Annotated in this window: 19 protein-coding genes; 10 read left to right on the top strand and 9 right to left on the bottom strand. The window is 69.4% G+C overall.

All coding sequences use genetic code 11. The annotated features are described in order from the left end of the window. Positions 1 to 5: 5 nt before the first annotated feature. On the bottom strand, positions 6 to 1,040 hold the full coding sequence (locus C474_RS05715) for a sensor histidine kinase (protein ID WP_008384827.1): 1,035 nt from the start codon (positions 1,038 to 1,040) through the stop codon (positions 6 to 8). A 99-nt stretch (positions 1,041 to 1,139) separates the two neighbouring features. After that, entirely contained in the window at positions 1,140 to 2,411 is a 1,272-nt protein-coding gene (locus tag C474_RS05720; protein ID WP_008384828.1) for a tRNA (N(6)-L-threonylcarbamoyladenosine(37)-C(2))-methylthiotransferase, read from the bottom strand. A gap of 99 nt (positions 2,412 to 2,510) precedes the next feature. Between C474_RS05720 and C474_RS05725 the strand changes: the two genes are divergently transcribed. Further along, positions 2,511 to 3,749, top strand: coding sequence for an outer membrane protein assembly factor BamB family protein (locus tag C474_RS05725; protein WP_008384829.1), 1,239 nt, complete (start codon positions 2,511 to 2,513; stop codon positions 3,747 to 3,749). Positions 3,750 to 3,761: 12 nt separating this feature from the next. Here the strand turns inward: C474_RS05725 and deoC are convergent, their stop codons facing one another. After that, positions 3,762 to 4,397 (bottom strand): deoxyribose-phosphate aldolase, encoded by a 636-nt coding sequence (gene deoC, locus C474_RS05730; RefSeq protein ID WP_008384830.1) that lies wholly within the window; start codon positions 4,395 to 4,397, stop codon positions 3,762 to 3,764. Positions 4,398 to 4,533: 136 nt separating this feature from the next. Between deoC and C474_RS05735 the strand changes: the two genes are divergently transcribed. From C474_RS05735 to C474_RS05745, 3 genes are all read left to right on the top strand, one after another. Continuing rightward, positions 4,534 to 5,352, top strand: a complete 819-nt coding sequence (locus C474_RS05735; RefSeq protein WP_008384832.1) for a DUF63 family protein — start codon at positions 4,534 to 4,536, stop codon at positions 5,350 to 5,352. A 68-nt stretch (positions 5,353 to 5,420) separates the two neighbouring features. After that, positions 5,421 to 6,290 carry a carbohydrate kinase family protein gene (locus C474_RS05740; protein WP_008384834.1) on the top strand — a complete coding sequence of 290 codons (870 nt, stop codon included), beginning with the start codon at positions 5,421 to 5,423 and terminating at the stop codon, positions 6,288 to 6,290. Between the two features lie 41 nt (positions 6,291 to 6,331). Then, positions 6,332 to 6,844: a hypothetical protein gene (locus tag C474_RS05745; protein ID WP_049916752.1), complete on the top strand. Its 513-nt coding sequence runs from the start codon at positions 6,332 to 6,334 to the stop codon at positions 6,842 to 6,844. Positions 6,845 to 6,899: 55 nt separating this feature from the next. Here C474_RS05745 and C474_RS22315 read toward each other — a convergent pair whose 3' ends face one another. Both C474_RS22315 and C474_RS05755 read right to left on the bottom strand, forming a co-directional pair. Further along, positions 6,900 to 7,058: a hypothetical protein gene (locus C474_RS22315; protein WP_160166819.1), complete on the bottom strand. Its 159-nt coding sequence runs from the start codon at positions 7,056 to 7,058 to the stop codon at positions 6,900 to 6,902. Positions 7,059 to 7,313: 255 nt separating this feature from the next. Beyond that, complete coding sequence (locus C474_RS05755) at positions 7,314 to 7,790, bottom strand: hypothetical protein (RefSeq protein ID WP_008384839.1); 477 nt, start codon at positions 7,788 to 7,790, stop codon at positions 7,314 to 7,316. Positions 7,791 to 8,234: 444 nt separating this feature from the next. On the opposite strand from C474_RS05755, the gene C474_RS05760 reads away from it, so the two are divergent. Both C474_RS05760 and C474_RS05765 read left to right on the top strand, forming a co-directional pair. Next, on the top strand, positions 8,235 to 8,963 hold the full coding sequence (locus tag C474_RS05760; protein WP_008384841.1) for a nucleoside phosphorylase: 729 nt from the start codon (positions 8,235 to 8,237) through the stop codon (positions 8,961 to 8,963). 2 nt (positions 8,964 to 8,965) lie between these two features. Continuing rightward, complete coding sequence (locus C474_RS05765; RefSeq protein WP_008384842.1) at positions 8,966 to 10,432, top strand: universal stress protein; 1,467 nt, start codon at positions 8,966 to 8,968, stop codon at positions 10,430 to 10,432. Positions 10,433 to 10,565: 133 nt separating this feature from the next. On the opposite strand, the gene C474_RS05770 is transcribed toward C474_RS05765, so the two are convergent. Together C474_RS05770 and C474_RS05775 are read right to left on the bottom strand one after the other, a co-directional pair. Next, complete coding sequence (locus C474_RS05770) at positions 10,566 to 11,825, bottom strand: NAD-binding protein (RefSeq protein WP_008384845.1); 1,260 nt, start codon at positions 11,823 to 11,825, stop codon at positions 10,566 to 10,568. Between the two features lie 75 nt (positions 11,826 to 11,900). Beyond that, positions 11,901 to 12,287 carry a cupin domain-containing protein gene (locus tag C474_RS05775; protein WP_008384846.1) on the bottom strand — a complete coding sequence of 129 codons (387 nt, stop codon included), beginning with the start codon at positions 12,285 to 12,287 and terminating at the stop codon, positions 11,901 to 11,903. 62 nt (positions 12,288 to 12,349) lie between these two features. Here C474_RS05775 and C474_RS05780 point away from each other — a divergent pair, with 62 nt between their 5' ends. From C474_RS05780 to C474_RS05790, 3 genes are read left to right on the top strand one after another with little or no spacing between them, the layout of a single operon-like run. Next, positions 12,350 to 13,666 carry a potassium channel family protein gene (locus C474_RS05780; protein WP_008384848.1) on the top strand — a complete coding sequence of 439 codons (1,317 nt, stop codon included), beginning with the start codon at positions 12,350 to 12,352 and terminating at the stop codon, positions 13,664 to 13,666. Continuing rightward, positions 13,663 to 14,904 carry a cation:proton antiporter regulatory subunit gene (locus tag C474_RS05785; protein WP_008384850.1) on the top strand — a complete coding sequence of 414 codons (1,242 nt, stop codon included), beginning with the start codon at positions 13,663 to 13,665 and terminating at the stop codon, positions 14,902 to 14,904. Before C474_RS05780 ends, C474_RS05785 begins: the two co-directional genes overlap by 4 nt. A gap of 53 nt (positions 14,905 to 14,957) precedes the next feature. Then, entirely contained in the window at positions 14,958 to 15,227 is a 270-nt protein-coding gene (locus C474_RS05790; protein WP_008384852.1) for a ubiquitin-like small modifier protein 1, read from the top strand. A gap of 108 nt (positions 15,228 to 15,335) precedes the next feature. On the opposite strand, the gene C474_RS05795 is transcribed toward C474_RS05790, so the two are convergent. Then, complete coding sequence (locus tag C474_RS05795) at positions 15,336 to 16,175, bottom strand: Rieske (2Fe-2S) domain-containing protein (protein WP_008384854.1); 840 nt, start codon at positions 16,173 to 16,175, stop codon at positions 15,336 to 15,338. A gap of 261 nt (positions 16,176 to 16,436) precedes the next feature. Here C474_RS05795 and ppc point away from each other — a divergent pair, with 261 nt between their 5' ends. Continuing rightward, positions 16,437 to 19,130 (top strand): phosphoenolpyruvate carboxylase, encoded by a 2,694-nt coding sequence (gene ppc / locus C474_RS05800; RefSeq protein ID WP_008384856.1) that lies wholly within the window; start codon positions 16,437 to 16,439, stop codon positions 19,128 to 19,130. A gap of 359 nt (positions 19,131 to 19,489) precedes the next feature. On the opposite strand, the gene C474_RS05805 is transcribed toward ppc, so the two are convergent. After that, positions 19,490 to 20,146: aldo/keto reductase (locus tag C474_RS05805; RefSeq protein ID WP_008384858.1), on the bottom strand; the 657-nt coding region annotated here is incomplete at its 5' end.

A 20,146-nucleotide genomic window follows, 5' to 3' on the forward strand; every position in this document is an offset into this window, starting at 1 on the left:
CCCGTTCACGGCCGTCCGACGCCCGAGAACTCGAAACGAGCGCCGCCGGTCTCGCTCTCGGCCGCCGCGTGTGCCCAGTCGTGTACTTCCGCGACGCGTCGCACTATCGAGAGTCCGAACCCCGTGCCGCGTCCGCCCGTCGAATACCCGCCCTCGAACACCCGCTCTCGGTCCACCGGCGGGATTCCGCGGCCGTCGTCCTCGACGTAGAACCCCGACCCGTCGGCCGAGGCGCCGATGCGGACCGTCGTCACTTCCGGGCCCCCGTGCTCCGCCGCGTTCCGAACGAGGTTTTCGAGGAGGCTGCGGAGGCGTTCGGCGTTCGCCGTTACCGTCAGGTCGCCCTCGACGACGACCCGAACCGTCCCGTCGTCGACCGTCGAGGCGGCCTTCCGGGCGACCGAGCCGAGGTCGACCGGTTCGAACCGCACCTCGGCGTCGCCGGTCCGAGAGAGCGCCAACACCTCCCGAATCAGCTGCTCCATGCGCTCTGTGGCTCGTTCTATCGCGTCGAAATGCCTCCGCTCGCCCGTCTCGCGCGCGAGGGCGACGTGCCCCTGTACGATGTTCAGGGGGTTGCGCAGGTCGTGGCTGACGACGCTGGCGAAGTCTTCGAGACGCTCGTTGGTCACCCGGAGTTCGTCCACCCTCTCCTGCATGTTCGTGTAGTAGTGTCCGATGAGCGCGGTGAACGTCGCAATCGCGGCTATCGCGTTCGCGTTCACGACGAGGAGGTCGACCGACGACCGGAGGTTCGCGGACGAGAGGAGGAGGAAGAACCACTCGTTCAGCAGAATCCCGACGGCGATCCCCGAGAGCACCCAGAGCGCGAAGGCGCCGTTGTACCGCGACTCCTGGCGTCGCCGCGCGACCGCGACGAATCCAGCGCCCGCCGTCAGCGGGAGCCACATCGCGGCGGCCGCGTCGACCGGACTCTCGGCACCGAGAACGTGCGCGGCCGTCGCTCCCCACAGCCCGAGTCCGACGAGCGCGGGGGTCCACCCCGCGACCGTCTCCCAGCGGAAGCGCCGGCCGGTCATACTGACAGATATATTAAATGGGCAGATAAGCTCATCGGTGAGTATGTGGGCGAAGTTGATACGTTCTCCGGGCCGGCCGCCGGACGCGCTTCGAGGACGCTACGGTTCCGGTGCCGCGCGGACGGGGTCGCCGAACGCGTACACCGTCTGGTGGCTCGTCACCTCGACGTCGAGGAAGTCGCCGGGTTCGACGCCGCGTTCGGAGGCGTTCCGCACGATTATCTGCCGGTAGGCCTCGTCGCGGCACTTCACCGAGTCGCCGGTGCCCTCCTCGACGGCCATCACGCGGTGCGTCTCCCCGACCATCGCCTCGTACGCCTCGGCGACGACGTCCATCTTCAACTCCGACATCGCCTTCGAGCGCTCCTTTTTCACCGTCCCGCCGAGGCCCTTCATCTCGGCGGCGTCGGTGCCGGGGCGCTTCGAGAAGCGCGTGACGTTCACCTTCTCGGGGCGCACCTCCCGAAAGAGGGCCATGCTCTGCTCGTGGTCGGCCTCCGTCTCGGAGGGGAAGCCGACGATGAAGTCCGTCGAGAGCGTCCAGTAGTCCAACTCCCGGTCGAACGTCTCGACGACTTCGAGGAACTTCGCCACGCGATGCTGGCGGCGCATCTCCTCTAAGACCGCGTCCGACCCCGACTGAACGGGGAGGTGGATGAAGTTGTACAGTTTCTCGTGGCGGTCGAACACGTCGGCCAGTTCCTCGTGGATGCCGTGAATCCCCCCGGGATTGGCCATCCCGAGGCGGACGCGGAAGTCGCCGTCTATCTCCGAGCAGATGCGCTCCAGCAGTTCGGGAAGCTTCCTATCGCCCTCGTCCCAGCCGTAGACGCCGGTGTCCTGCCCGGTGATGCGGATTTCCTTCGCGCCCGCGTGGACGAGTGCTCGGGCCTTCTCGACGTTCTCCTCCACCGAGGGGGAGTCGACGCGGCCGGTGGCGAACTTCGTGATGCAGTACGAGCAGTTCGACATGCAACCCCGAGCGATGGGCAGGATTCCGACGACGCCGTCGAGGACGGGTTCGGTGCCCGGTCCCGGCGTGGGGCACTCGCCGTTCGTGACGGCCGAGGGGACGTCGTCCCAGTGGAGTATCTGGGCGTCCACCTCCTCCTCGCGGAACTCCTCGCCCTGCGCGAGCGCCATGCAGCCCGTGATGATGAGGTCGGCCGTCTCCGATTCCAGCTCTTTGGCCCGGCGGAGCATGTTGCGCTCCGTCTTCTCGACGACCGTACAGGTGTTCATGATGGCGACGTCGGCTTCCTCGGGACCCTCGACGCGGTAGTGGCCGGCATCGCGGAGCGCGCTCTCGATGGCTCGGCTCTCGCCGCGGTTGGAGGTGCAGCCGTACGTCTCGATGTGGTATCGGGCCATTCGGTCGTTCTGAGGTCTCTCCCGCGCGGCCAAAAGGTCGACGGTTGGGGACGACTCGGACGGAAACGCTCATGACATACGGACGTCACAACGAGACGAATGCCCTCTACCACGTCCAGACGGCGGTTTCTCGCGGCGGTCGGCGCGACGGTGACGGCGTCGCTCGCGGGCTGTTTCGACTCCGCGGCGGAACTCGACGGCGACCTCGGGGACGGCGCCCCCGTCCCGGACGACGCGACGACCGACTGGCCGTACCCGGGGTTCGACCCGCAGGGAACGGCGTACAACCCGAACCCCGTCGGCCCCGCGGAACGACCCGAGGTACGGTGGTCCGTCGAGGGCGAGTGGCCCAGCGGCCGAATCGCAGTCGTCGGCGACACCGCCTACGTCCCCACGGCCGACGCCCTCCTCGCACTCGACACGGCCTCGGGCGAGGAGCGCTGGCGCGTCGGCGAACGGGAGGACACCGACGAGAACTACGGGTCGCCCCGATTCACCTCGCCGGCCGTAATCGACGGCACCGTCTACGCCGGCACGTCTGACCGCCGCGGCCTCCTCGCTCTCGACGCCGACTCCGGCGAGGAGCGCTGGCGGTGGAATCCGGGCGGACCCGACGCCGACGTGCGCGCGCCGCCGGTGCCGACCTACGAGGCGGAGGAGATAGCCGTCGGAAACGACGAGGGCCTCGTCGCCCTGTTGGACCCCGCCACCGGCGAGGAGCGCTGGCGGTTCGAGGTGTTCGGCGCGGTGTCGAGGCTCGCGCACGCGTTCACCACGCTGGTCGTCGGAACGACCGGCGGCGAGGTGTACAGCCTCTACGACGGCCGCGGTCTCTGGCGGCGGAAGGTCGGCGGCGCCGTGGAGTCGCTCGTCGCCGACGAGTCGGGCGACGCGTTCACGGGGACGTTCGGCGGCGGCGTCTACCGTCTCGCAGGCGGTCTGCACGCCGGTCGGACGCGGTGGCGGGCCGCGGACGCGGCGAGCATCCAACTGGCATTCGCCGACGGTATCGTGGTCGGCGGCGACGCCGCGCGGGCGACCGGTCTCCGCGACCGGACGGGCGACCGGCGCTGGGAAGTCGACGGGAGTTTCGGCGCACCGCCCGCGGCGTCGGGGTCCGTCGGCTACCTCGCGGGCGATGATGTCGTCGCCGTAAACCTCGACGGCGGGTTCGGACTCGGCGACGCCCGGTTCGGCGCGACGCGGTGGCGGTTCCCCGTGGACGGCTACGTCGACAGCGGGGTCACCGTCGCCGACGACGCCGTGTTCTTCGCGACGAAGGGCGGCAAGAGCGAGAGCGGTGAGGGCGCCGAGTCGCGTATCTACGCGTTGGAGTGACCTCCCGCAGCCTTACTCCGGGAACCCCGAGACGATGTCGACGCCCGAGGACGCCCCGATGCGCTCGGCGCCGGCGTCGAACATCGCCGTCGCCTCCTCGTAGGAGCCGACGCCGCCGCTGGCCTTCACGGGCAGGTACTCCGCCATCAGTTCCACGTCCTCGACCGTCGCACCGCCCGCTGCGAACCCCGTCGAGGTCTTCACGAAGTCGGCGTCCGCCTCGACGGCCGCCTCGCAGGCGCGGCGCTTCTCGCCGTCCGAGAGGAGGGCCGTCTCGATGATGACCTTCACCGGAATCGGGACGGCGGCGACGACTTCCGCGATGTCCTCCTCGACGGCGTCGTCCTCGCCGGCCTTCAGGCGGCCGACGTTGATCACCACATCCAGTTCGTCGGCGTCGTTCTCCCAGGCGTCGACGGCCTCCTCGCGCTTGGCGGCCGTCGAGTGCTGGCCGTGCGGGAATCCGACGACGGTGGCTATCGTCACGTCCGGCCCGTACCCGCGCGCCTCGGCGACGTAGCACGGCGGAATGCAGGCGTTCATGCCGTACTCGGCCGCCTCGTCTACGACACGCTCCACGTCCGAGGGCGTCGTCTCCGGCCCGAGGACGGTGTGGTCGATGCGCGCGGCGAACTCCGTGCGGTTCATGCGGGAGAAAGACGGCGACCGCGCCTAAAAGCGACTCGGACGGGCGGACGCGCCGACCGAGTTGCGGGTCCGCCGGCTCGAATCCCCGCAGGCGGCTTTCGTAAGGCTTTCACGGCCGCCAAGCGCGCAACGGAGCATGGCGATACTTCCCGAAGGGTTCTCGGTGCCGCCGCTCCCGTACCTCGCCGCCCTCCTCGTCGCCGTCGGCGTCGTCGCCGCCGCGGCGGTCCGCCGCCGACCCGCGGTCACCCCCCGTCGCGTCCTCGCGTTCGTCCCGTGGATGGTGTTCGGGTCGGCCGCGCACGTCCTCTACGTCGTCGACGCTCTCCCGCCACTCCTCCGCCCGCTCGGCGGGACGGCGGCCGTCTACCTCGCCGTCGGCGCCCTCGGCGTCGGGACGTTCGTCGCCGCGGACGCGCGGGCCGGGGACGCCGTCGCCCTCGTCCTGGCGGGCCTCGGGAGCCTCCTCGTCGCCGTCACCGTCGCCGACGCCCTGTTCGTCGGCGCGGTCAGGGGGACGCTCGCCCCCCTCGTTCCGGCCGTCGGTCTCGTCGCCGCCGCCGTCGTCGCCGCCGCCGCGTGGGCCGTCCTCATCCGCGCCTACCCGGCGGCGCGCCTCACGGGCGCGGTGGGGTTCCTCGCCGTCTTCGGCCACGCCCTCGACGCCGTCTCCACCGCCGTCGGCGTCGACCTGCTGGGTTTCGGCGAGCGGACGCCGCTCTCTCGCGCCATCATCGAGTTCGCCGCGACGCTTCCCACCGAACCCTACCTGGGGACGGTCTGGCTGTTCGTCCTCGTGAAACTCGTCATCGCCTCGGGCATCGTCGCCCTGTTCGTCGACTACGTGCGCGAGGACCCGGCGGAGGGCTACGCGCTCCTCGGCTTCGTCGCCGCCGTCGGCCTCGGTCCCGGGGCCCACAACCTGCTCCTCTTCACGGTGCTCGGCGGGGCGTAGCGGGCCGCCGGAGGGCGGCACCGTCCCGACTGTCCTCTATTTAACGGTCGATTACCAACGGCTATCCCATGCCCCGCGTCGTCTGCGCTGGCCACGTCAACTGGGACGTGACGCTCCGCGTCGACTCCCTGCCCGACCCCGACGGCGAGGCCGCCGTCGAGTCCCGCGTCGCCGCCGCCGGCGGTAGCGCCGCCAACGTCGCCGGCGGCCTCGCCGACCTCGGCGTCGACTGCTCGCTCCTCGGGAGCGTCGGCGGCGACGAGTACGGCCGCGCCGCCCGCGCCGAGTCGTCCGAACGAGGGGTCGACTGCGACGCCCTCGTCACCGTCCCCGACGACGAGACGACGCGCAAGTACGTCGTCGTCGACCCGTCCGGCGAGGTGATGGTGCTCGGCTGTCCGGGCGCGAACGAGGCGTTCGAGGCCGCGGACCTCCCCGAGGGCGTCCTCCGCGACGCCGACCACCTCCACCTGACCGGCCAGCGGCCCGAGACGGCGGCTCAACTCGCCGAACGGGCCTCGGAGGCCGGCGTGCCGGTGAGCTTCGACCCCGGGCGACGCGTCGGCGAACGCGCCTACGAGGCGACGCTCTCGACGGTCGACTACCTGTTCTTGAACGACCGCGAGGCCGCCCTCGCCTTTCCCTTCGACGCGTCCGATTCCGACGGGCGAACGCTCGTCCTCAAGCGCGGGCCGGACGGCGCGGAGGTCCGCACGGGCGGCGAACGCATCGCACACCCCGGCTACCCCGTCGACGCCGTCGACACGACGGGCGCTGGCGACGCCTTCGCCGCGGGCTTTCTCGCCGGCGCGGTCGCGGGCGAGAGTCACGAACGGGCGTTGGCCGTCGCTAACGCCTGCGGCGCACTGGCCGCCCGGGTCCCGGGCGCGCGGACCGACCTCTCGCGGGCGGCGGTCGACGCTCTCCTCGGCGCGTGAGCGCCAGTCCGCTTTTAGCCCCCCACGTTCTATCTCGGCCGATGCCGACACCACCGCCCGGTCCGGCCGTCGCCGGAGTGCTCGGAGAGGCGCTCACGTTCGTCGGATTGAGCGCCGTCTCGGGCTTCGTCGCCGCCGTCGCCATGACCGTGCCGATGGCGACGCAGGAGGACGGCTACACGCCGGCGTACATCGCGGCGGCGACGCTCCGCCGAACGACACCGGAGGAGGTGTCGACCGTCGTCGCCCGTCTCGTCCACTACGGCGCGGGCGTCGTCTCGGGCGTTCTCTACGCCGCGGCGTACGCGGCGCTCTCGCCGCTGCTCCCCTCCACCGCGTCCGCGGGGTCGCTGGACGCGCTTCCGCACGCCCTGGCGACGGCGGCCGTCGTCGGGTTCGTCTACGTCTTCTTCGCGCACTTCGTCCTGCCGCGGGCGGGGACGGGCGTCCACGAGGAGCGCTCGACGGCCGTCCGCGGGCAGTGGCTCCGGTCGTCGCTGGTGTTCGGCGCGACGCTCGTCGTCGTACTGCCGCTGGTGACGTGGGGACTGTAGCTCCGAGAACCCCCCGAGCGACCGAAAACAACCGGTTCGGCTCGACCGACCGTGGTCAGCCCGCGGGTCGCTCGCCGAACCGCGTCCGGTCGGCGCACGGCGACGCGGCGTCGGACCTGAGCGGCGGATAGCGGACCAGCAGTTCCGCGGCCGACCCGTCCGCGACCCACCCGTCGCCCGCCGTTCCCGGTTGCAACCACCCCAGAGCCGACATCTCCCGACAGGCGGCGTCGACTTCGCGCGCATTCGGATCCGTGCGGCACGCGAGGTGTTCGACTTCGATCCGTCCGCGCCGGCGGAGTGTTCCGAGGATGTGCCCCCACAACCTCGCTCGCTTCTCAACGTTTGTGGCCTTTCGGTCCCCCATTCCGTCCGACTCTCCGCGGGAGGATAGATAACTGCAGCGCCCCGGTTTTCACGGCTGAAACTGCCAGTGACGGGGAGCTGAAAAGAACCCGGCGGACGCCGCTCAGTCGTCGGTCGGCGCGTTCGACCCGACCGGTCGCGTTTCCGCCCTGCCGTCGGTCGAGGGGCGACGACGAAGCGACGACCGGACGAGGACGAACGCGGCGGCGACGGCGGCCGACCCGGCGAAGTTACACACCACGTCGAGCGCGGTGTCCGCCGCGCCGCCGGCGATGAAGACGTACGTCGGCGTCGCGTACTCCAGCAGTTCCCACGCGCCCGAACAGAGGGCGACGAGGAGGACGACGGCGGACGCGCGTCGTCCCGAGAGTAGAAGCCAGGCCGTGATGGCCCCGCCCGCGAGGGTGTGGGTGAGGAGGTCCCACCACCACACCGACTCGTAGAGGGGGAGGAAACCGAGGACGGCGACGAACGCCGTCGAGACGGCGAGCATGCGGCGATTCGCGGCGTTCTCGACCGCGAACCGCCACCCGGGTCCGCCGTGAGAGTTCGCTCGCTCGGTGAGTGTACTGAGAGACATGTATGGGGGAATGTGCACCGCCGAGGCGTCCGCCGGAGACGCGTCGCGCCGAGAGCGGGTGGTTTGCGAACCGTCGAGACGGAGCGAAGGGGGGAATGCTCGCGTCACAGCGAATCGACTTGCCCGCTCGGCGGCGCCCGCGCGTCGCCGGCGGCCGCGCCGTTCGCCCGAGTGGGTACGCGAGGACGGGCGGGGGGATGTGCCCGTCCGGCGAAGGGGGGATGGAACGTCCCGGGCGAAGCGGTGTTCGGCGGCCGTCCTACCAGAGACCGGAGACGGGCTTAGTTATCGGTCGAATATCTGGACTGTCGCCGTGGTTAAACGGTCTGAACCATCGGTTAGGCGGCGTCGAACGGGGTGCGAAGCGGAGAGGAGCTCGGTGCGCTGCCCGCACGGGTGCGGTCGGACCGCGTCGTTTTTCAGGGCGTCCTGCGACTCTCGCGTATGGCCAAACAGCCCCACTTGCTCGTCGAGGAGGGCGACGTCGAGGACGTCGCGCTCATCCCCGGCGACCCGGGCCGCGTCGACCGCATCGCCGCGCAGTGCGAGGACGTCGAGGAGGTCGCACAGAACCGCGAGTACAAGGTCGTCAACGCGACCTACGAGGGAACGCCCCTCACCATCTGCTCGACCGGCATCGGCTGTCCCTCCGCGGCCATCGCCGTCGAGGAACTCGCGCGCGTCGGCGTGGAGACGTTCGTCCGCGTCGGCACCATCGGCGCGCTTCAAGAGCACGTCGAGATAGGCGACATGATCGTCGCGACGGGCGCGGCGAAGGAGGAGGGAACCTCGAAGCGCTACGAGTCGGCCGTCATCCCCGCGGTGCCGGATTACGACGTGCTGACCGGCCTCGTCGACTCGGCGGAGGCGAACGGCGAGGAGGTGCACGTCGGTCCCATCGTCTCCGACGACGCCTTCTACAACGAGTCCGACGACTTCGTCGAGGCGTGGAACGAGGCGGGCCTCCTCGCCGTCGAGATGGAGGCGGCCACCGTGTTCTCGCTGGCCCGCCGCAAGGGCCTCCGCGCGGGCGCTATCTGCACCGTCGACGGCAACCTCGTGAAGGGCACCCAGAAGGGCGCGGACTCCGAGGAGGAACTGCCCGAGAAGGCGAAGGACAACGTCGAACGGGCCATCGCGCTCACGTTGGACGCGGTCACCGACCTCGCGTAGGGATGTCTCGGCTCCGCCGGTACGCGTCGCACCTCGCAGCGCGTCTCAGTACGCTCAGCGCGCGTGTTCGGCGGCTCGAGCGCCGAGAGCTCTCCGAGTTCCGGCGGTGGCTGGAGAACACGAACAATCTCCTGCATCTCTCCATTCTCCTGTTCGTCCCGCTTCTCATCGGGTTCGTCACGTTCCTCACCGGTCGGCTCCAGACGCTGTCGTACCTGCTGTTCCCGCCGCTGGCGTCTGGGACGTACACGCTGTTCTCCGACCCCGAGGGGCAGTACTCCAGTCCGACCAGGTTCGTCGGGAGCCTCAGCATCGGCGCGATGTGCGGACTCGCCGCCCTGTGGTTCACCGTGACGGTGTACGGGGAGGCGCAGTCGGCCGTGCCGCACCCCGAGAGCGCCGCGCTGGCGGTGTTTCTCACCGGCGTCGTCACGTGGGCCTTGGATCTCGAAGCACCGTCGGCGTTCTCGACGGCGCTGTTGACGCTCGTCTCCAGACCCGATACGTCGCTCTCGCAGACGGCGGGAGGTATCGCGTACGTCGTCAACATCTTCCTCGCATCGGTCATCATCGCGGGCGCGTTCGTCGTCTGGCGCGGACAACTGTACGAACAGCGCGCGCGCTACCTCTACGAGACGGTCCGCGGCGACGACCACGTGCTCGTTCCCATGCGCGGCGAGCACGCCTCGCGAACCGCCCTGTTCGGCGCGCGCCTCGCCGCCGCGCACGACGCCGGAAAGGTGGTGCTGCTCGGTCTCGTCGAGGAATCAGACCGGCAACTCGTCGAGGTCGAGGGGAACGACATCGCCACGACCGAGGGCGCCAACGAGGAACTCACCGACGGAGCCGACGAGACGGTCTCGAAACTGGAGTCGTGCGCCGCCGACATCCGAACCCGCGTCGGCGTCCCCTGCGAGGTGGTCGTCGCCGCGGGCGACTCGGTTCCCACGACGCTCGACGCCGCCCGCAACGCCAACTGCGACCTCGTGGTGACGCCGTACGAGGAGGACCGAGGGCTGCTCTCGGACTACGTGCGCGGCATCTTCCGCGGGCCGACCGACGCCGTGGCGTTCCGTTCGGTCGGCGAGACGCGCCGCTGGCGGCGCGTCCTCGTCCTCGTCTCCCGACCCGGCGACACCGCCCACGCGATGATAGACTTCGCCACCCGACTCGCGGGACGGAACGGGGTCGTCAGCGTCACCACCTGCATCTCCAACGAGGTGGAGCGTCGGCGGGCGGAGTCGCGGCTGGCGAACTTCGCCGAGACGGCCGACGGCCCCATCGAGACGCGCGTCTCGCGGGCGGGCGTGGAATCGTTCATCGCCGCGAACGCGGGGTCGTACGACCTGCTGGTCCTCGGGTCCAGCCAGGACCGCTCGGCCGCCTCGCGGTTCGTCGCGCCGCCGACGTTCGAGCGACTCCACGAGGTGGAGTGCGACGTGGCCGTCTTCGACCGCGGTGACCCCTGATAGGGAGTATCGTAGCCGGCCGGAGGCACCGAGGTCCCCAACAGACCGTGGTCGACGAGTCAGACGAACCCGGAGCTATGGAATTCTACGAAAATTCCTCTGAACTGTCGGGGTCCCGCGACCACGGTGCGGTTCAGTTTCCGTCCGTGCGCTCTTCGGGCTTACCGTTCTCACCGCTCGCTTCGCGTTCCTCGTCGTCGATGGCCTCCTGCACCGCCTCGCCCGCCCGCGAGGGGTCTTCGGTCATCAGCCGTCGCTCCAGTTCCTCGACGCCCTCGCCGCCGAGCGCCGACTCCGCGAGGAAGTGCGCGCCCAGCGTCGCCGGACTGATGACGGTGTCCGCGCCGGCGCGTTTCAGCTTGTTCACGTTCTCGCGCTGACTGGCGGCGGCGACGATGGTCACGTCCGGATTGAGCTGTCGCGCCGTCAGGATGCCGAGGGCGTCCTCGGCGTCGTTGTTCGTGGCGACGACGACGGCGCGCGCGGACTCGACGCGTCCGCGGTGTTGGGAGTCCTCGTCGCTGGGGTCGGCCGTGAGGACGGTGTAGCCGCGTTCGGTGAGCCGCCGGGTCCGCTCCTCGTCGTCGGTGAGGATGAGGACGTCCGCCTTCGCGGTGAGTTCTTCGAGTATCGGTTCCGTCAGGTCCCCGTAGCCGAGCACGAGGACGTGGTTTTCGAGGAGGTCGAGTTGTTCTTCTGTCATGCGTCCGAGTGCTCTGGAGAGTCTGGCTTCGATGAGCGGGGTGAAGACGACGCCGAGGACGACGGCGAACGAGGAGACGGTGACGAGGACGACCGAGAGGGTGAACAGTTCGCCGACGGCCGTCGAGGGGGTGATGTCGCCGTAGCCGACGGTGCTGCCCGTCACGAGCGAGAAGTAGAACGCGTCGAGGAGGTTGTTGACGCCCTCGAAGTGCGGGTCCCGGAGGGCGAACGCGCCGACGGTTCCGTACGCCTGCGCCCCCGCGAGGGCCGCCATCGCGGCTATCTGCGTCGTCGTCAGTTCCAACTCCCGGTCGTACACGCCGAGATTCAACCCGACGACGACGAACGCCACCGCCGAGAGGCCGATGAGCGGGAACGACAACTGCGTCGACTGGAGCGCCCCCTGCGCGGCGGTGATGGGGAACAGCAGCATCGTCGCGTACCACGCCGTGCGCAGTCGGCGGCGGAGGCCGAAGGCGGTGACGAGGAGGACGAACCCGGTGAGCGTCCCCGTGAACGCCGCCACCTGCTGGACGTAGCCGGGGAAGGTGACGCCGAACAGGACGAAGTCGGCCGCGTCGGTGCTGACGCCGATGTTGGCGATGCCCGTGACGACCGAGAGAACACCGACGAGCAGCGTCAACAGCATCGACGCGCGGGCGCCCACCCACTCCCGTTCGAGCCTCATACCTCTCCGATGGCGACTTCGCTACTTAACGGACGCGACCGATCGACCGACCGCCCCGCCTCGCGGTTCGGGCGCTCAGAGGTCGCGCACGTCTGCGGTCATCTCCCCGTCCGCCGCGTCGCCGGTGTTCTCGGTCCCCGAGGGCTCGAACAGCAGGACGTTCGCCCCCGCCTCCGAGACGGGCCGATGTTCGACGCCGCGGGGGACGACGGCGAGTTCGCCCGCGTCGAGCGTCACGTCCGCCTCTCCGCGGAGTTCGAGCGTCACCGACCCCTCGACGACGAGGAACAGTTCGTCCGCGTCGGGGTGGCCGTGCCAGACGAAGGCGTCCTCCATCTTCGCCAGTTTCACGGCCTGTCCGTTCAGTTCCGCGGCGAGACGCGGCGACCACGTCTCCTCGAAGGAGGCGAAGGCGTCCGCGAGGTTCACCGGACGGACCGCCGAATCGGTCGAATCAGTCATCGACGATACTTGCGGCCGCACGGCGATAAGCGTAAATCGTTCCCGCCGAGAGGAACGTTCAGATGGCATCCCTCCCGGTCGAACTGCTCTACGGTCTCTACCTCGGTGCGCTGGCGGGGTTCGTCCCCGCGCTCGTGGCGTGGGCGCTCGGGTTCGCCTTCCGGTACTTCACGGGTATCACGATACCCGGACTGGCCGTCGCCGGTCTCGGCGTCGCCATCGCCGGTCTGAGCGGCGGCATCCTCGCCCTCGCCGACCCCGAGGTCACGCTCTCGCAGAACCAGGTGCGACTGTCCGTCGCGCTCATCATCGTCCTGATGGCGACGTTCTACGCGCACGGCCTCGGCGACAGGATGGGCGCGAACCTCCCGCGGAAGCTCTCTCTGCGCGAACTCACCGCGCGGACGCTCTCCTCGGACGTGGTCGAACTCGTCGGCGGGCGCGGGCAGGTGCGCGTAAGCGTCGTCGGCGAGGTATCCGACGTCGAGGGCTACCAGCCGCTGTCCACGTCGGTCCGCGAGGAGATGCGGGCCAGCGAGTGGACGTTCCCGGCGGACGTGCCGCTGGTCGAACTAGAGACGCGCGTCGAGGACCGCCTCCGGACCGAGTTCGACCTCGCGGAGGTCGAGGTGACGCTGGACGAACGCGCGCGGGCGTCCGTCGCGGCGGCTCCCGGAATGAGCGGCCTCTCGAAGCGCCTCGAACCCGGGGAGCGGGCCGTCTCCACCACCGCGCTGGTTCCCACCGGCACCGCCCGCGGCGACGATGTGACGGTGCTCGCGGGCGGGGAGTCGTTCCCTGCCACGGTCCTCGGCATCGTCGACGACGCCGAGACGAAGAAATCGGACGGCGCGCCGGCGTCCGCGACGGACGGGGGGACGGACCTGCGGTCCGACGGCGGAACGATTCGCTCCGACGGCGGTGAGCGAATCCGCGATTCGCGGGCCTCATCAGCGCTCCGCTCAGATGGCGGCGTCGAAGTCGTTCCCACGGAGACGGTCCCCACGGCGGCCGGCGGCGAGGCGCGCGTGACGCTCGCGGTCCGGCGCCAGCACGCCTCGAAGGTGCTCTCGACCGACCGCGTGGCGCTTCTCGTCCGGTCGCGCGGCGTCCGCAGCGAGTTCGAACTGGTGACGCTGCTCCGACGCGCGGGCAAGCGGTTCCGACGGCTCTCGGCGCGCGAGGGCGGCGTCCTCGACGGCGTGACGCTCGGCGAGGCGACCGTCCGCGACCGGTACGCCGTCGTCGTCCTCGGCGTCCGCCACGAGGGCAAGTGGACTATCGCGCCGCGCGGCACACAACGGGTGGACGCCGGCGACGATTTGGTGGTCGTCGGCGCCTACCCCGACCTCGCCGCGTTCGCCGAGGTGGCGGCGTGACCCCCGCGTTCCAACTCGACGCCGTGCTCCGGTCCGTCTCCGTCCTCCTCGACGACGTCGCCCTCATCGCCGGTATCGCGGTGGGGTCGGCGGCCGTCGCCGCGGCGGCGGCAATCGTCTACCGGTGGTACACCAGAGAGCAGGTCCCGCAGTGGCTGGCCTCCCTCTTCGGCGGGACGCCCGCGGCGGTGTACATCAGCGGCATCGGCCTCCTCGACACGATAACCGACCCGACGCGGGCGGCGGACGTGTTCGCTCCCTCGACGATGCTGTTGAACTCGACCGTCCTCGTCGCCGCCGTCGCCGTCTCGCCGGTCGGGCGGGCGGTCGGAGACCGGTTCGCGACCGACGTGTTCGCCTTCGCCGGCACGAGCGCCGTCGACGCCGAGGTGGGCCGCATCGTCCGGACCGTCGGGCGCGTCGCGGCGGTCGAACTCCCCGAGGAGGCCGACGACATCGGCGACATCGACGGCTACGACTCCGTCCCCCGCGCCCGCAAGGAGGCGATGGCGGGCAAGCGCCTCCTGTTCCCGCGGCGACTGACCGACGCGGAACTCACCGACCGACTCGTCACGCGCATCAAGGAGGACTACGGCATCGGACACGTCGACGTGGAGTTGGACGACGACGGCGACGTGTCCTTTCTCGCCCTCGGCCGTCGAGTCGCCGGGTTAGGGCCGACGATGCCCCCCGGCGTCGCCGCCGTCGCCGTCCGCGCGGACCCGGGTGCGGGGGCCTCGGCGGGCGACGCCGTGCAACTGTGGCGGGCGAGCGAGGACGGCGACCCCGAACGCGTCGTCGGCGCGGAACTCCGGGCGACGGCGGGGGACGTGGCCACCGTCATCCTCGACGAGTCGGACGCCGAGCGACTGGACCGCGACGAGGAGTACCGCCTCCTCACGCTTCCCTCGGACCCCGGCGCGGAGCACGAGTTCACCTCGCTGCTCAGGGGCGCCGACGAGACGATGGAGACGGTGACAATCGAGGCTGGCAGCGACCTCGTCGGCGCGACGCTCGGAAACCTGGACGCCACCGTCGTCGCCGTCCGCACCGCCGCGGGGTCCATCGACGCTATCCCGGCACGGGCGCGCGAACTCGACGCCGACGACGTGCTCTTTCTCGTCGCCCGACCGGAGACGATTCGCCGCGTCTCGCGGTTCGCTACCGCGACGGAGACGGACGACGACTCCGACGGGACCTCGGCGTCGGTCGCTTCCGACTCCGCGGGCGACGACTGAACGGACCGTCGGCTGTCGCAATACTCATGCCGCGCGGGCGGGCATACCGACACATGACGACCGTACGGTGGCGCCTGTTCGCGGACCTCGCGGAAGTCGCCGGCGACCGAAAGACGACGGTCACCGTCGCCGACGACGCGACGGTCGAAGACGCCCTCGACGCCCTGTTGGACGGCCGCGATAGCCTCCGCGTCCGCGTCTTCGACGATGGGACGCTCGCCGAGCACGTCAACCTCCTTTGCAACGGCGAGGAGGCGTCGCTCTCCGATGCGGTCTCCGAGAACGACGAACTCGCGCTGTTTCCGCCGGTCAGCGGCGGCTGAGGCGCCTCCGATCGGCGCTTAGACGGCGCGGAAGAAACCCGAGTACGTGTACGGAAGCGGCGCGAAAACGACGTGGACCGCGTCGGTCTGTCCGTGGCCGCGGTGCCGTTACTCGCTCGGGCGCGGGCGGGCGACGAACAGCGTCTCGACGAGGCTGAATGGGTCGTACACCGACTGGTGGCACTGGCAGTAGACGTCGTTCTCCGCGTTGAACTTCTCGGAGCCCTCGGTCTTGTACTTCGGGACGCAGCAAAAGTGGGTGCACTTGTCCAGCCACGCGACGAAGCCCTCCTGCGTGGACGCTTTCACCCACGGGTCGTCCTTGGCCATCTCCATGATTTCCTCCGAGCGGATGACCTGAATCGGGATGGTGTCTTCTGCGTCCTCGGACCGCCAGCGACCGGTCGCCGGCTTGCCAAGGCCGGGGTCGCCGACGCCGTTCGACCAACTCTGGTAGTCCGAGAAGTCGTCGACGTGGAGTCGGTCGCCCTCCGAGTAGGCGTCGGACTGCCAGGTGTAGCCGGGGGCGCCCCCGGAGATGAAGTAGTTGTCCGACTCGTACGAGGGGTCGATGCCGCCGTAGGACTCGACGCCGCAGTACTGGAACCACTCCGAGGTGTACGTCACGCCGGAGCCGTTGTAGTTCTCCGTCTCCGCGATCTGAATCTGGACGCCGTTCTCCTCGACGGTTTTGACCTCGGGCCAGACGCCCTTGAGGTAGCCCTCGCTGTCGATTTCGACGGGAATCTGCGGCATGCCGCGCGGCGCGGGGCCGTCGATATTCTCGATGGCCATCGCCGCGGTCGACCCGCCGCCGCTCCCACTCGACATCGTTGCTGTGTTGACGGCGGCCGCGGTGGTCGCGCCGACGCCGGCGAGTGCCGCGCCCCCCACGACACCCTTGACGAACCGGCGGCGACCCGAGTCGTCCGGGTACTTATCGCTCATACCGAAACCTTCGGCCCGCCAGTAAAAAGCATGACGAAACCCCCCTTCGTTCCCGCGCGAGTGGTCCGTCCCTCGAACGCTCAGCGGCACCGCACGCGTCCGGGGAGGGGAGGCGCGGGAGAAACTATTTTCCGCGCGCGAACGTCACCGTCCGGTGTTACTCGGCAGACGACGAGAGCGCTCACGACGATTGACTCGGTCGCGGGCAATTTTTTCTATCGACTCGGGGTCTTTTACTCGGGGATGGGCATACCCTGAGTCATGGAGTTACATGCCAGAGACGTCAGACAGGACGTCCGGGAACTCGGGGCACTTCTCGGCGACGTCTTGGAAGAACAGTCGTCGACGGAGTCGTTCCGGACGGTCGAGGACATCCGGACGGCCGCCATCGACTATCGCAAGGGCGATTCGGAGTCGCGCGAGCGGTTGAGCCAGGTTCTCGGCGACCTCTCGCCGGCCGGCGAGAGCGTCGTCGCCCGCGCGTTCACCACCTACTTCGAGCTCATCAACCTCGCGGAGGAGCGCGAACGCGTCCGCACCATCCGGGAGGCGTCTCAGGAGAACGACCTCGAAGACGGACTCGTCGCCACCGTGGAGTCGTTCGCGGACGGCGACGCGGACCCCGAGACGGTCCAGCGCGTGCTCGACGACGTGCTCATCGAACCGACGTTCACCGCCCACCCGACGGAGGCGCGTCGGAAGACGGTGAAAGCGAAGCTCCGTTCCATCGCCGCGCGCATCGAGGACATGGACGAGCGACGCCTCACCGACCGCGAACGACAGCAGTTGTGGCGGAAGATAGACTCCGAGGTGACGAGCCTCTGGCAGACCTCGCAGGTCCGCGGCCGCCGTCCCGAACCGCAGGACGAGGCCCGCAACGTCCAGTGGTATCTCGAGAACATCCTCTTCGACGTGGTCGGCGAGGTGTACGCCGAGTTCGAGGACGTGCTGGCCGACGAGTACCCCGAGGTCGACGTACCGAAACTGTTCGAGTTCCGCTCGTGGGCCGGGTCCGACCGCGACGGCAACCCCTTCGTCACGCCCGAGGTGACCGAGGACACGCTCGAGCGCCAGCGCTCGGTCGTCCTCGGGAAGTACAGCGACGCGCTCAAGCGCCTCTCGGGCGTTCTCAGTCAGGACGGCGAGCGGATCGACGCGGGCGCGGAGTTCGAGCGCTCGCTGGTCGCCGACCGGGAGCGACTGCCCGTCGTCGCCGACGAGACGGAGGAGCGCTACCCCGACGAGCCGTACCGACAGAAGCTCAAACTGATGCGCGAGCGCATCCGTCGCATCGAGGACGTCCGTCCCGACGGCTACGCGAACCACCACGAACTGCTCGAGGACCTGCGGGTCATCGACCAGAGCCTCCGGAACAACGGCGCCGGGGTCGTCGCCGACGAGTATCTGAGTCCGCTGATGCGGCAGGTGGACACGTTCGGCTTCACGCTGGCGAGTCTTGACCTGCGCGACCACCAGGAGAACCACACCGAGGCGGTCCACGAGGCGCTCTCCCAGCAGGGCATCGACTACTACGGCCGCGACGAGGAGGACCGCGCCGAGGTGCTGACCGAGGCCATCCTGCAGGAGGAACCGCTGCTCGACTTCGACGACACCGAGGGGATCTCCGACACCGCCGAACGCGTGCTGACCCGCTTCGAGAAGCTCGGCGAGTGGCAGAAGGAGTACGGCGTCGGCGCCATCGACACCTACTGTATCTCGATGACCGAGGAGCCGAGCCACGTGCTCGAAGTCCTTTTCCTGGCCGACCAGGCGGGCGTCGTCTCCCTGCCGGACCACTGCGGTCTCGACGTGGTGCCCCTCCTGGAGACCGAATCGGCGCTGAACGGCGCCCGTCGCATCATGGGGACGCTGTTCGAGAACGAGGCGTACGAGAAGGTGCTCGCCGCGCGCAACGGCGTCCAGGAGATCATGCTCGGCTACTCCGACTCGAACAAGGAGAACGGCTACCTCGCCGCCAACTGGGACCTGTACAAGAACCAGCGCCGCCTCGCGGACATCTGCGAGGACTTCGACGTGACGATGCGCCTGTTCCACGGCCGCGGCGGGTCCATCTCCCGCGGCGGCGGCCCGATGAACGAGGCGATGCTGGCGCTCCCGAACGAGACGGTGACCGGACAGATCAAGTTCACCGAACAGGGCGAGGCCATCGCCGAGAAGTACGCCAACCCGCGCATCGCGGAGCGCAACCTCGAACAGATGCTGAACGCGCAGGTCCGCGCGAGACACGAGGCCATCAGGGAGCCCGAAGAGCACGTCCCCGACGAGTGGGCCGACGCGATGGACGCGATGGCGACGACGGCGCGGGCGGAGTACCGCGACCTGCTCGAATCGGAGGGCTTCGTCTCCTACTTCGGGCAGGCGACGCCCATCGGCGTCATCGAAGACCTCAATCTCGGCTCTCGCCCCGCCTCCCGGTCGGGCGAACGCACCGTCGAGGACCTCCGCGCCATCCCGTGGGTGTTCTCGTGGACCCAGTCGCGCTGTATCATCACCGGTTGGTACGCCCTCGGAACGGGCATTCAGACGTACCTCGACGAGGGGGGCGACGTGGACACGCTCCGCGAGATGTACGAGGAGTGGCCGTTCTTCCGGACGACGCTCGACAACGCGTCGCTCGCCCTCGCCCGGACGGACTTCGACATCGCCCAGCACTACGCGGACCTCGCCGACGCGGAACTCCGCGAGCGGTTCTTCCCCCGCCTGCAGGACGAGTACGAGACGGCCCGCGGCATCGTCCTCGACGTGAGCGGCCGGGAGTCGCTCTTGAAGCGGCAGTGGTTGGACGAGAGCCTCCGCCGCCGCAACCCGTACGTCGACCCGCTGAACCTGCTGCAGACGCACCTGCTTTCGCAGACGCACCGGACCGAAGACGAAGAGCGGACGCTCCGTCTGACGGTGAAAGGCGTGGCCGCCGGGATGAAAAACACCGGATAAGACGCGTCGCTCGACGCCGCGTCCGTCGGTCCGACCCGCCGACGCCTACGGCGCTCTGATGTCGTACTGCGAACCGCACTTGGGGCACGTGTTCCGCGTCGCTCGGTACTCCGACTTCAACCGCCGGCGCACGCCCCCCGCGCGGACGCCTGTCGGATGCGTTGCTTCTACTTGTTGTCCGCAGTGCGGACACGCCACTACCGACATCTCCATACTACATGGTCGACGACGATTATTTGTAAATCTTACTCCCCTATTCGGACTTGTTAGGGCCTGAGAAGGTCATTAACTGCGGATATGATGGTCGGTCAGAAAACCCGCGTCGGCGCCGACCGCACCGAGGTCGCGCCGGGCGGACCTCAGCCGTCGTTCCACGGCGCCTCGTCGAAGTCGACGATGCGCGTGCGCTCTTCGATACCGTCTATCTTCTCGACGTCCTCCTCGTCCAGTTCGAGGTCGAGGGCCTCGAAGTTCTCCTTGATGTGGTCCGACGACGCCGCCTTCGGGATGGCCGTGACGTTCTCCTTGGCCATCAGCCACGCCAGCGACACCTGCGCGGGCGTCGCGTCGTGCTTCTCGGCGACGTCCCGAATCTCCTCGACGTCGCTGACCTGACCGCGCGCGATGGGGCAGTACGCGACGAGTCGGTGGTCGTGTTCGACGGCGAGTTCGTGCAGTTCCTCCTGCGGGAGCATCGGGTGCATTTCGACCTGATGGGCGTACAGCGGTGCGTCGAGTTTTTCGATGGCCTCCTCTATCTGGTCGGGTCGGAAGTTGCTGAGGCCGACTCGGTCGACGAGGCCGTCGTCGACGAGTTCGTCGAGGGCGGGGAGCGTCTCCTCGGGGTCGTACGTGTTGAGCGGCCAGTGGACGTACAGCAGGTCGATGCTGTCGGCGTCCAGTTTCTCCGCGCTCTCCTCGGTCGTCGAAATCACGTCGTCGTACGCGAGGTTGTCCGTGTCGAGTTTCGTCGCCACGAACACGTCGCTCTCGTCGACCTGTCTCTTATACACATC

The organism is Halogeometricum pallidum JCM 14848 (assembly GCF_000337095.1).
GTDB lineage: Archaea > Halobacteriota > Halobacteria > Halobacteriales > Haloferacaceae > Halogeometricum > Halogeometricum pallidum.

Excerpts from the sequence above, each read along its gene's own strand:
- C474_RS05715 (WP_008384827.1), bottom strand. The coding sequence starts at position 1,040 with ATGACCGGCCGGCGCTTCCGCTGGGAGACGGTCGCGGGGTGGACCCCC.
- C474_RS05720 (WP_008384828.1), bottom strand. The coding sequence starts at position 2,411 with ATGGCCCGATACCACATCGAGACGTACGGCTGCACCTCCAACCGCGGC.
- C474_RS05725 (WP_008384829.1), top strand. The coding sequence starts at position 2,511 with ATGCCCTCTACCACGTCCAGACGGCGGTTTCTCGCGGCGGTCGGCGCG.
- deoC (WP_008384830.1), bottom strand. The coding sequence starts at position 4,397 with ATGAACCGCACGGAGTTCGCCGCGCGCATCGACCACACCGTCCTCGGG.
- C474_RS05735 (WP_008384832.1), top strand. The coding sequence starts at position 4,534 with ATGGCGATACTTCCCGAAGGGTTCTCGGTGCCGCCGCTCCCGTACCTC.
- C474_RS05740 (WP_008384834.1), top strand. The coding sequence starts at position 5,421 with ATGCCCCGCGTCGTCTGCGCTGGCCACGTCAACTGGGACGTGACGCTC.
- C474_RS05745 (WP_049916752.1), top strand. The coding sequence starts at position 6,332 with ATGCCGACACCACCGCCCGGTCCGGCCGTCGCCGGAGTGCTCGGAGAG.
- C474_RS22315 (WP_160166819.1), bottom strand. The coding sequence starts at position 7,058 with ATGTCGGCTCTGGGGTGGTTGCAACCGGGAACGGCGGGCGACGGGTGG.
- C474_RS05755 (WP_008384839.1), bottom strand. The coding sequence starts at position 7,790 with ATGTCTCTCAGTACACTCACCGAGCGAGCGAACTCTCACGGCGGACCC.
- C474_RS05760 (WP_008384841.1), top strand. The coding sequence starts at position 8,235 with ATGGCCAAACAGCCCCACTTGCTCGTCGAGGAGGGCGACGTCGAGGAC.
- C474_RS05765 (WP_008384842.1), top strand. The coding sequence starts at position 8,966 with ATGTCTCGGCTCCGCCGGTACGCGTCGCACCTCGCAGCGCGTCTCAGT.
- C474_RS05770 (WP_008384845.1), bottom strand. The coding sequence starts at position 11,825 with ATGAGGCTCGAACGGGAGTGGGTGGGCGCCCGCGCGTCGATGCTGTTG.
- C474_RS05775 (WP_008384846.1), bottom strand. The coding sequence starts at position 12,287 with ATGACTGATTCGACCGATTCGGCGGTCCGTCCGGTGAACCTCGCGGAC.
- C474_RS05780 (WP_008384848.1), top strand. The coding sequence starts at position 12,350 with ATGGCATCCCTCCCGGTCGAACTGCTCTACGGTCTCTACCTCGGTGCG.
- C474_RS05790 (WP_008384852.1), top strand. The coding sequence starts at position 14,958 with ATGACGACCGTACGGTGGCGCCTGTTCGCGGACCTCGCGGAAGTCGCC.
- C474_RS05795 (WP_008384854.1), bottom strand. The coding sequence starts at position 16,175 with ATGAGCGATAAGTACCCGGACGACTCGGGTCGCCGCCGGTTCGTCAAG.
- ppc (WP_008384856.1), top strand. The coding sequence starts at position 16,437 with ATGGAGTTACATGCCAGAGACGTCAGACAGGACGTCCGGGAACTCGGG.